At 57.5% G+C, this 8,983-nt stretch carries 12 protein-coding genes; 6 read left to right on the top strand and 6 right to left on the bottom strand.

Annotated elements, in window-relative coordinates; genetic code table 11:
• Positions 1-118: 118 nt before the first annotated feature.
• Genes trkA through def form a run of 4 tightly spaced genes read right to left on the bottom strand, consistent with a single transcriptional unit; the run spans position 119 to position 4,337 of the window.
• Positions 119-1,495, bottom strand: a complete 1,377-nt coding sequence (gene trkA / locus QMM04_RS18495) for a Trk system potassium transporter TrkA (protein WP_021508228.1) — start codon at positions 1,493-1,495, stop codon at positions 119-121.
• 31 nt (positions 1,496-1,526) lie between these two features.
• The gene (rsmB, locus tag QMM04_RS18490) at positions 1,527-2,813 is read right to left on the bottom strand and encodes a 16S rRNA (cytosine(967)-C(5))-methyltransferase RsmB (protein WP_127834653.1); all 1,287 of its coding nucleotides are present in this window, start codon (positions 2,811-2,813) and stop codon (positions 1,527-1,529) included.
• A 45-nt stretch (positions 2,814-2,858) separates the two neighbouring features.
• On the bottom strand, positions 2,859-3,803 hold the full coding sequence (fmt, locus tag QMM04_RS18485; protein WP_058759898.1) for a methionyl-tRNA formyltransferase: 945 nt from the start codon (positions 3,801-3,803) through the stop codon (positions 2,859-2,861).
• A gap of 21 nt (positions 3,804-3,824) precedes the next feature.
• Positions 3,825-4,337: a peptide deformylase gene (def, locus tag QMM04_RS18480; RefSeq protein WP_021508231.1), complete on the bottom strand. Its 513-nt coding sequence runs from the start codon at positions 4,335-4,337 to the stop codon at positions 3,825-3,827.
• A 115-nt stretch (positions 4,338-4,452) separates the two neighbouring features.
• On the opposite strand from def, the gene dprA reads away from it, so the two are divergent.
• The 6 genes from dprA to QMM04_RS18450 are packed head-to-tail and all read left to right on the top strand — an operon-like array spanning position 4,453 to position 8,239.
• Positions 4,453-5,577, top strand: a complete 1,125-nt coding sequence (gene dprA, locus QMM04_RS18475; RefSeq protein WP_211724940.1) for a DNA-protecting protein DprA — start codon at positions 4,453-4,455, stop codon at positions 5,575-5,577.
• The gene (smg, locus tag QMM04_RS18470; protein ID WP_031279836.1) at positions 5,549-6,022 is read left to right on the top strand and encodes a DUF494 family protein Smg; all 474 of its coding nucleotides are present in this window, start codon (positions 5,549-5,551) and stop codon (positions 6,020-6,022) included. The genes dprA and smg overlap by 29 nt, the downstream gene beginning before the upstream one ends.
• 24 nt (positions 6,023-6,046) lie before the next feature.
• The gene (locus QMM04_RS18465) at positions 6,047-6,595 is read left to right on the top strand and encodes a type I DNA topoisomerase (RefSeq protein WP_031279837.1); all 549 of its coding nucleotides are present in this window, start codon (positions 6,047-6,049) and stop codon (positions 6,593-6,595) included.
• Between the two features lie 2 nt (positions 6,596-6,597).
• Positions 6,598-7,173 (top strand): L-threonylcarbamoyladenylate synthase type 1 TsaC, encoded by a 576-nt coding sequence (gene tsaC / locus QMM04_RS18460; RefSeq protein WP_104094137.1) that lies wholly within the window; start codon positions 6,598-6,600, stop codon positions 7,171-7,173.
• 2 nt (positions 7,174-7,175) lie between these two features.
• Positions 7,176-7,994, top strand: coding sequence for a shikimate dehydrogenase (gene aroE, locus QMM04_RS18455; protein WP_058776574.1), 819 nt, complete (start codon positions 7,176-7,178; stop codon positions 7,992-7,994).
• Entirely contained in the window at positions 7,991-8,239 is a 249-nt protein-coding gene (locus tag QMM04_RS18450) for a DUF1488 domain-containing protein (RefSeq protein WP_058759902.1), read from the top strand. Before aroE ends, QMM04_RS18450 begins: the two co-directional genes overlap by 4 nt.
• On the opposite strand, the gene QMM04_RS18445 is transcribed toward QMM04_RS18450, so the two are convergent.
• Both QMM04_RS18445 and QMM04_RS18440 read right to left on the bottom strand, forming a co-directional pair.
• The gene (locus tag QMM04_RS18445; protein WP_058776575.1) at positions 8,215-8,769 is read right to left on the bottom strand and encodes a gamma carbonic anhydrase family protein; all 555 of its coding nucleotides are present in this window, start codon (positions 8,767-8,769) and stop codon (positions 8,215-8,217) included. The two genes, QMM04_RS18450 and QMM04_RS18445, sit on opposite strands and share 25 nt — an antisense overlap.
• Positions 8,760-8,983: hypothetical protein (locus QMM04_RS18440; protein WP_241799003.1), on the bottom strand; the 224-nt coding region annotated here is incomplete at its 5' end. The genes QMM04_RS18440 and QMM04_RS18445, both read right to left, overlap by 10 nt.

The following is an 8,983-nucleotide window of genomic DNA, read 5'->3' as shown; positions in this document are numbered from 1 at the left end:
ATAAACTCATTGTTATCTCCTTGCCTTGGCCAATGGCTAAAGTCTAACAAACCTTCATGTAATTGCCATTATAACAATGGATTAAACATCATTCTCACTGCAGCCCAACCACAACCCGTTACAGGAAGAACGGGCTCGGCTGGAACAGACGCTCAACGTCCGGAACAAACTTTTTGTCGGTGAGGAACATGATCACGTGGTCGCCTTGCTCAATACGCACATTATCATTGGCGATGATCACGTCATCACCACGCACCACCGCGCCGATAATTGTGCCCGGCGGCAGTTTAATATCTTCAATCAGGCGGCCGACCACGCGCGAAGTGGTTTCATCACCGTGGGCAATGGCCTCGATGGCTTCCGCAATACCGCGGCGCAGTGAAGAGACGCCGACAATATCGGCTTTGCGCACGTGGCCAAGCAGCGCAGAAATCGTGGCCTGCTGCGGTGAGATCGCAATATCGATCACGCTGCCCTGCACCAGATCGACATAGGCGCGACGCTGGATCAGCACCATTACCTTTTTCGCACCCATTTTTTTGGCCAGCATCGCTGACATGATATTGGCTTCATCGTCGTTGGTGACGGCGATAAACAGATCGACCTGATCGACATGCTCTTCTGCCAGCAGTTCCTGATCCGAGGCATCGCCATAGAACACGATGGTATCCTGCAGATGTTCAGCCAGTTCAGCTGCGCGCTGCTGATTACGTTCAATCAGCTTAACGCTGTACTGCTTCTCCAGCCGTTGCGCCAGGCCAAAGCCGATATTGCCGCCGCCGACCAGCATAATGCGTTTATAGGGCTTTTCGAGCCGCTGCATCTCGCTCATCACCGCACGAATATGCTGACTGGCGGCAATAAAAAACACTTCATCGCCAGCTTCGACAATCGTCGATCCCTGCGGGCGGATCGGGCGATCCTGACGGAAAATGGCGGCTACGCGGGTATCGATATGCGGCATATGTTCACGCAGGATCGACAGCGGATTGCCCACCAGCGGTCCGCCGTAATAGGCTTTGACCACTGCCAGGCTGACTTTGCCCTCGGCAAAATTCACCACCTGCAGCGCGCCAGGGTACTGAATCAGCCGATAGATGTTGTCGATCACCAGCTGTTCGGGCGAGATCAAATGGTCGATGGGTACCGCTTCCGGCACGAACAGCTTTTCCGCATCGCGCAGATAATCGGCGGCGCGGATACGGGCAATGCGGTTTGGCGTGTTAAACAGCGAGTAAGCAATCTGACAGGCAATCATGTTGGTTTCGTCAGAGCTGGTCACCGCCACCAGCATATCCGCATCTTCGGCGCCGGCTTCACGCAACACGCGCGGGTGCGAACCATGGCCCTGCACCACGCGCAGGTCAAACTTATCCTGCAGCACGCGTAAGCGTGAGGGATCGCTATCAACCACGGTGATGTCATTGTTTTCGCCCACCAGGTTTTCAGCGAGCGTGCCGCCCACCTGGCCGGCGCCGAGGATAATAATTTTCATGGATACGTTGCTCTTGTCACTGTGCGCTGCACTATTTTTTCATCAGCTTAGCGTAGAAGAAACCGTCGCCGCCATCGATGGCAGGGAAAACCTGCCAGCCGTTAAGTTGCCCCTGTGGCAATGCCTGCGGCACCGCATCGTCATGCGTCGCGAGGAAAGCCTCGATCTGCTGCTGGTTCTCCTGCGGCAGCACTGAGCAGGTGGCATAAAGCAGCGTACCGCCCGATTTCAGGCGCGGCCAGATGGCCGCCAGAATCTCACGCTGTAGCGCGGCGAGTTCGTCAATATCGCGATCGCGGCGTAGCCATTTGATATCCGGATGGCGTCGAATAACGCCGGTGGCCGAGCAGGGCGCATCCAGCAGGATGCGGTCGAATTGCTGCTCGTCGCACCAGGCCGCTGGCGTGCGGCCATCGCCCTGACGCACGTCAGCCTGCATCCCCAGACGCTGCAGGTTTTCCGTCACGCGCGACAGGCGCTGCGCATCGATATCCACCGCCATCACGCGGGCCTGTGGCGCAATTTCGAGAATATGGGTGGTTTTGCCGCCGGGCGCAGCGCACAGGTCGAGAATGGTTTCGCCGTTTTCCGGCGCCAGCAGCAGGGCACAACGCTGAGCAGAGAGATCCTGCACCGTCACCCAGCCCTGCTCAAAGCCTGGCAGCTGACTGACCGGAGCCGGTGCTTCAAGACGCAGCGCATCCGGCGCGTCAGCACTAAACGCATTTTGATTCTGCTGGGTTAATAACGCCAACCAGGCGTCACGGCTGTGATGCTGACGATTCACGCGCAGCCACATTGGCGGTCGCTGATTGTTTGCTTCCACAATTTGCTGCCACTGCTCTGGCCACGCGGTCTGCAGCCGTTTCAGCAGCCAGCCCGGATGCCAGTAGCGCTGCGGGCCCTGATTTACCTCCGCCAGCAGTGCGTCCTGCTGGCGCTGGAACTGACGCAGCACGCCGTTAAGCAAGCCTTTCAGATTTGCCCGCTTCAGTGCTTCAGCCCCGGCCACGGTTTCGGCCAGCGCGGCGTGCGGCGGAACGCGGGTATACAGCAGCTGATACAGGCCCACCATGATCAGATAGTGCAGTACGCGCTGTTTGCCGGTTAACGGCCGCGCCATCAGCTTATTAATCAACGCTTCCAGCTGCGGCAGCGTGCGCGTCACGCCAAAACACAACTCCTGCAGCAGCGCGCCATCGTTGTTTGCCAGCGTTTTTTGCGCAGCGGGCAGAATCGCGCTCAGCGATTCCCCTTTATCCACCACGCGTTCAATCAGTTGCGCGGCAAGGCTGCGCAGGTTGGTCGCTTTTTTCATATTCATTCATCAAACAAAAAGCCCGGCGGAGACCGGGCTGGAGAATCAGGCCAGAACGGTGCCGGGTGTAAACCATTCACGACGCGAATTGAGCAGATCCTGCGCCGCCATGGCTTTTTTGCCGGCAGGCTGCAGTGAGAGCAGATTCAGCACGCCGTCAGCGGTCGCGATCTGGATGCCGTGTTTGTCAGCCTGCAGAATTTCTCCCGGCTGGGCGCTGCGGTGCGGTAATACGCTGGCCTGCCAGACTTTGACCGGCTGATCGTCGATGAGGAAATAACTCACCGGCCACGGATTGAAGGCGCGAATGCACCGTTCCAGCTGAACAGCGGAGAGCGACCAGTCAAGACGAGCCTCTTCTTTGCTGAGCTTTTCCGCGTAAGTTACCAGGGTCTCATCCTGCACTTCGGGCTGCGCGCTGCCGGCGGCCAGCAGACTGAGCGTGGTCAGCATCCCCTGCGGGCCCAGTTGCGCCAGCTTGTCGTACAGCGATGCGCTGGTATCATCGGCATTAATCGGGCAGGTTATTTTGTGCAGCATATCGCCGGTATCCAGACCCACGTCCATCTGCATGATGGTCACACCGGTTTCGTTATCGCCGGCCCACAGTGAGCGCTGAATCGGCGCCGCACCGCGCCAGCGCGGCAGCAGCGAGCCGTGTACGTTGATGCAGCCAAGGCGCGGCATCGTCAGCACCGCCTGAGGCAGGATCAGACCATAAGCGACCACCACCATCACATCGGCCTGTAGCCCGGCAACCAGCTGCTGATTCTCTTCCGGCTTCAGGGACTTTGGCTGAAACACGGGAATATCATGCGCCTGAGCCAGCACTTTTACCGGGCCCGGCGTGAGTTTGTTGCCACGTCCGGCAGGGCGGTCGGGCTGAGTAAAGACGCCAACCACCTGATGCTCAGAAGCAAGCAGCGCGTCGAGATGACGCGCTGCGAAGTCAGGAGTACCGGCAAAGATGATTTTTAACGGTGCAGACACAGTTCAACCTTCTGTTCGCTCTCAGGATGCGCGCGCATTCTGGCGGGCCAGTTTTTCCAGTTTCTGTTTAATACGCTGACGCTTCAGCGGCGACAGATAATCAATAAACAGTTTACCGTCAAGATGGTCGATCTCATGCTGAATGCAGATCGCCAGCAGACCGTCAGTTTCCAGCTCGAAGCTGTTACCGTCGCGATCCAGCGCGCGCACTTTGACCCGCTCGGCACGCGGCACAAACGCCCGCTGTTCCGGGATCGACAGGCAACCCTCTTCGATACCGGTTTCGCCGCTTTTTTCCAGCAGCTCCGGGTTAATCAGCACCAGGCGCTCTTCGCGGCTTTCAGAAACATCAATCACGATGATGCGCTGGTGAATATCCACCTGCGTCGCCGCCAGACCAATGCCTTCTTCGGCGTACATGGTCTCAAACATATCGTCGACAATACGCTGAACGTCAGCATTCACAGCCGCAACGGGTGCAGCAATTTTGCGAAGGCGATCGTCAGGGAAATGTAATACCTGCAAAACTGACATAAATATCCAGATCTGTATGCGTTAAAGAAAAGATTACTGCCTCATATTGTAGACTTTTTAGGGCCTGATTGACAGCATTGTGCCGCATCAGAGCACGGCTGACAGGGAGCGCAGCATGGAACGCAGTGAAAGGATTATCAGGCTGACTTACGTCTGGGGTTTAAGCGGTGAGCGCGCCCGTCAGTTCATCATGGCGCTTCTGGCCGCCAGCCACATTGACGACGCGTGGCTGCAGCAGCACGGGCTGGACGACACGCAGCGGCAGCAGTTTCTCGCCCTCTGTCCACGCCAGCTGGAAAAAACGCAGCGCTGGCTGCAACAGGCGCAACATCATCTGATCGCCTGCAGCGATGCACATTATCCCGCCCGGCTGCGGGAAATCAGCCGCTATCCGGCTGCCCTTTATATAGCGGGTGACCTCTCTGCACTCGCGACACCGCAGCTGGCGGTGGTCGGCAGTCGTCACTGTTCACCGTATGGCAGAGAGTGGGGCAGCTGGTTTACCCAGCAGCTGGCGCTAAGCGGTTTGACCATCACCAGCGGGCTGGCGCGCGGTATTGATGGCGTGGCGCATCGTGCCGCGCTGGAAGTGCAGGGCAAAACCCTGGCCGTGCTGGGCAGCGGGCTGAATCATCTCTATCCGAAAAGCCATCAGCCGCTGGCACAGGAGATTATCGCCAACGGCGGCGCGCTGGTTTCAGAACTGCCGCTGTCGATGGCGCCCCATGCGGTAAATTTTCCGCGGCGTAATCGTATTATCAGTGGCCTGAGTCATGGCGTGCTGGTGGTTGAAGCGTCACTGAAGAGCGGCTCGCTGGTAACGGCGCGCTATGCGCTGGAACAAAACCGTAACGTGTATGCGCTGCCTGGCGCGCTGGGTAACCCTGGTTGTGAAGGCACGCACTGGCTGATTCAGCAGGGGGCGCTGCTGGTGGCGCATCCCAACAATATCCTTGAGGATTTGCATTCTGCCCTGCATTGGTTGCCGGCCAGCATCTCAGAAACAATATATTCACAACTCAGTGATGATGTGCCATTGCCATTTCCCAGCGTGTTGGCTAACGTAGGTGATGAGGTTACACCTGTTGACGTCGTCGCTGAACGTGCCGGCCAACCTGTGCCAGTTATCGCAGCCCAGTTGCTGGAGCTGGAGTTAGCAGGATGGATCGCAGCTGTACCCGGCGGCTATGTCCGATTGAGGAGGGCATGCCATGTTCGACGTACTTATGTACTTGTTTGAGACCTATATCCACAACGAAGCTGAAATGCGCGTTGACCAGGATAAATTGACCGATGATTTAACCGATGCAGGTTTTCATCGTGAAGATATCTACAATGCGTTGAATTGGCTTGAGCGGTTAGCGGATTATCAGGATGGCCTGGTCGCGCCAGTGTTGCTGGCTAACGATCCGCTCTCCATGCGAATCTACACGGAAGAAGAGAGCCAGCGTTTAGATGCCGAGTGTCGTGGTTTTATTCTGTTCCTGGAGCAAATCCAGGTGCTGAATATGGAAACGCGCGAAATGGTCATCGAACGGGTTATGGCGCTTGATACGCTGGAATTCGATCTGGAAGATCTCAAATGGGTGGTGCTGATGGTGCTGTTTAACATCCCCGGGTGTGAAAATGCCTATCAGCAGATGGAAGAACTGTTATTCGACGTCAATGAAGGTATGCTGCATTAATTTGCGATTAATGCATTCGGTAATATGAGTAAACCAGCACTATTTACCGTGCGTAAACACGATCCCTGCCCCGCCTGCGGGGCAGAATTAGTGATACGTGCCGGCAAACACGGGCCTTTTCTCGGCTGTGTGAATTATCCAACCTGCGACTATATCCGCCCGCTGAAAAGTCAGGGTGATGGCCATATTGTCAAAGTGCTGGAAGGCCATGCCTGCCCGCAGTGTGGTGCGGACAAAGTGCTGCGCCAGGGGCGATTCGGCATGTTTGTCGGCTGTAGCCACTATCCGGAGTGTGATTACACGGAAACCATCGATAAGCCGGACGAAACCGCAATTGCCTGCCCGCAGTGCGCCAGCGGCAAGCTGGTGCAGCGCCGTTCACGCTATGGCAAAACCTTCCACGCCTGCGATCGTTATCCCGACTGCCAGTTCGCGATCAACGCCACGCCGCTGGAAGGTGTCTGCCCCCATTGCCAGTTCCCGTTATTAATAGAAAAGAAAACCGCACAGGGCATGAAGCGCTTCTGCGCCAGCAAACGCTGCGGCAAGCCCATCGCCCAGGATGAAGAGTGATCATGAACCAGAGCCAGCATGCACCCGGAAGCCTCGACTTCTGCATCGAACAACTTCAGCAACAGCAAGTGATTGCTTACCCTACCGAAGCCGTATTCGGCCTTGGCTGCGATCCGGACAGCGAAAGCGCGGTGATGGCCCTGCTGGAGCTGAAACAGCGCCCGGTAGAAAAGGGGCTGATCCTGATCGCCGCTGATTATGCGCAGCTCGAGCCTTATATTGCCGATCGCGAACTCACCGTGCTGCAGCGCGAACGTATGTTTGCCAGCTGGCCGGGTCCGGTCACCTATGTGGTGCCTGCTTCGCCGCATACGCCGCGCTGGTTAACCGGCCGCTTTGATTCGCTGGCGATTCGCGTCAGCGATCATCCGCAGGTTCAGGCGCTGTGCCGCGGGTTTGGCAAGCCGCTGGTCTCAACCAGCGCGAATTTAACCGGTCAGCCGCCGTGCCGCAGCGCCGCCGAAGTGGCAGAGCAGTTTGGCTCGCAGTTCCCGGTGTTGCAGGCGGCCACCGGCGGTCGCCTGAATCCTTCTGAAATCCGCGATGCCATCAGCGGTGAACTCATTCGTCAGGGCTGATTATGGAAAAGTTTGCCGTTTTTGGTCATCCCATCGCCCACAGCAAATCTCCGTTTATTCACGCCGCTTTTGCTGAGCAGACCGGTATTGAACATCCTTACGGACGCATCTGCGCACCGCTGGAAGGGTTCCCGCAGGCGATAGAGGCGTTTTTTGCGGCCGGTGGCAAAGGCGCCAATGTTACGCTGCCGTTTAAACAGCAGGCATGGGAGTTCGCGGATGAGCTCAGCGAACGCGCGGCATTATCCGGCGCGGTAAATACCTTAAAGAAGAGAGCCGATGGTTCGATTCTGGGTGATAACACGGACGGCATCGGCCTGCTGAGCGATCTGCAAAGGCTGCAGCTGATCCGGCCGGGCGATCGCATTCTGCTGGTGGGTGCGGGCGGCGCGGCGCGTGGGGTGATCCTGCCGCTGCTCTCGACGGGCTGCGCGCTGGTGGTGGTTAACCGCACGGCAGAACGCGCGCAACAGCTGGCTGAGCTTTTCCAGCACAGTGGGGCGATCCAGGCGATGAGTTTTGATCAACTGGCCGGCGATCGTTTTGATCTGATCATCAATGCCACCTCCAGCGGCGTAGCGGGCGACGTGCCGCCGCTGCCGGTTACGCTGATTGATGCGCAGGTGCGCTGTTACGACATGTTTTATCAGCAGGGGCTGACGCCATTTCTGGCGTGGTGCCAGCAGCACGGCACACAGCAGCTGGCGGATGGACTCGGCATGCTGGTGGGTCAGGCGGCGCATGCGTTTCAGCTGTGGCATGGCGTTATGCCGGAGATCGCGCCGGTCATCGATCAACTTAAACAGGCGATGCAGGCATGAATCAGGCTATCCAGTTTCCCGATCGGGAAAGCTGGGACGCAGTCAGGCAGGCGGTGCTGTTCCCGGTCTTAGTGAATGGTATGGGACTGACCTGCGCAATATCGCTGCCGGCGCTGCAGCAGCGTTTTGGTGCCGGAGAGGCGATGGCGCTGTTTAGCGCGCATCGCTGGGATCTGGAGGAAGAGGCCGAGCAGCTGCTCCGGGCGGAGCAGGCCGACGATCAGGGCTGGCTGTGGCTGCCCTGAGTCAGATATTCATCTTTCCAGCCGACATAATTGTTAGCGGAGTAAAGCAGTCCGGCTATTTCCGCTTCGGTTAGTGGCCGGATCTGCTTCACCGGGCTGCCTAAATAGAGATAGCCGCTTTGCAGGCGTTTACCGGGTGGCACCAGGCTGCCGGCGCCAATCATCACCTCATCTTCGACGATCGCGCCATCCAGCAGGATCGAGCCCATACCCACCAGCACGCGGTTGCCAATGGTGCAGCCGTGCAGCATTGCTTTATGGCCCACCGTCACGTCTTCACCGATGATCAATGGAAAGCCATCGGGATTACTGCTGGATTTATGCGTAACGTGCAGCACGCTGCCATCCTGGATATTGCTGCGTTTACCAATCACCACTTTATTCACGTCACCGCGGATTGCTACCAGTGGCCAGATGCTGACATCATCAGCCAGCTCGACTTCGCCAACGACCACGCTGCTGCTATCCACCATCACACGTTCGCCGGTGTGGGGAATATGTTGCTTATAAGGGCGCAGGGCTACAGACATTCTATTTCTCCTTTTCTGATGTTTCCCGCTAGCCTGCGGCTTCCGGTGCGGGTAAACAAGCTGATTTTTGCGCGGATCGCTCGCGATCGCAGCGAAAAGAGTGAAAACTCGCCAGTCGATAAAAAAGATCGAAAAAAGGGGTTGTGCAAAAAATCCGGATCCCTATAATGCGCCACCACTGAGACGGCAAAGCGGCAACGCAGGCGGCTCAGCA

It is taken from the genome of Pantoea sp. Pa-EAmG, from assembly GCF_030024295.1.
Lineage (GTDB): Bacteria > Pseudomonadota > Gammaproteobacteria > Enterobacterales > Enterobacteriaceae > Pantoea > Pantoea dispersa.
Note: the sequence above shows the minus strand (reverse complement) of the source record. Positions and strands in the feature narration are given on the sequence as shown.

What these genes read in the sequence shown, in the direction of transcription:
- tsaC (WP_104094137.1), top strand. Translation starts at nt 6,598, where the DNA reads ATGAACCAGAGCCAGCATGCACCCGGAAGCCTCGACTTCTGCATCGAA.
- aroE (WP_058776574.1), top strand. Translation starts at nt 7,176, where the DNA reads ATGGAAAAGTTTGCCGTTTTTGGTCATCCCATCGCCCACAGCAAATCT.
- QMM04_RS18465 (WP_031279837.1), top strand. Translation starts at nt 6,047, where the DNA reads ATGAGTAAACCAGCACTATTTACCGTGCGTAAACACGATCCCTGCCCC.
- rsmB (WP_127834653.1), bottom strand. Translation starts at nt 2,813, where the DNA reads ATGAAAAAAGCGACCAACCTGCGCAGCCTTGCCGCGCAACTGATTGAA.
- QMM04_RS18445 (WP_058776575.1), bottom strand. Translation starts at nt 8,769, where the DNA reads ATGTCTGTAGCCCTGCGCCCTTATAAGCAACATATTCCCCACACCGGC.
- QMM04_RS18450 (WP_058759902.1), top strand. Translation starts at nt 7,991, where the DNA reads ATGAATCAGGCTATCCAGTTTCCCGATCGGGAAAGCTGGGACGCAGTC.
- trkA (WP_021508228.1), bottom strand. Translation starts at nt 1,495, where the DNA reads ATGAAAATTATTATCCTCGGCGCCGGCCAGGTGGGCGGCACGCTCGCT.
- smg (WP_031279836.1), top strand. Translation starts at nt 5,549, where the DNA reads ATGTTCGACGTACTTATGTACTTGTTTGAGACCTATATCCACAACGAA.
- dprA (WP_211724940.1), top strand. Translation starts at nt 4,453, where the DNA reads ATGGAACGCAGTGAAAGGATTATCAGGCTGACTTACGTCTGGGGTTTA.
- def (WP_021508231.1), bottom strand. Translation starts at nt 4,337, where the DNA reads ATGTCAGTTTTGCAGGTATTACATTTCCCTGACGATCGCCTTCGCAAA.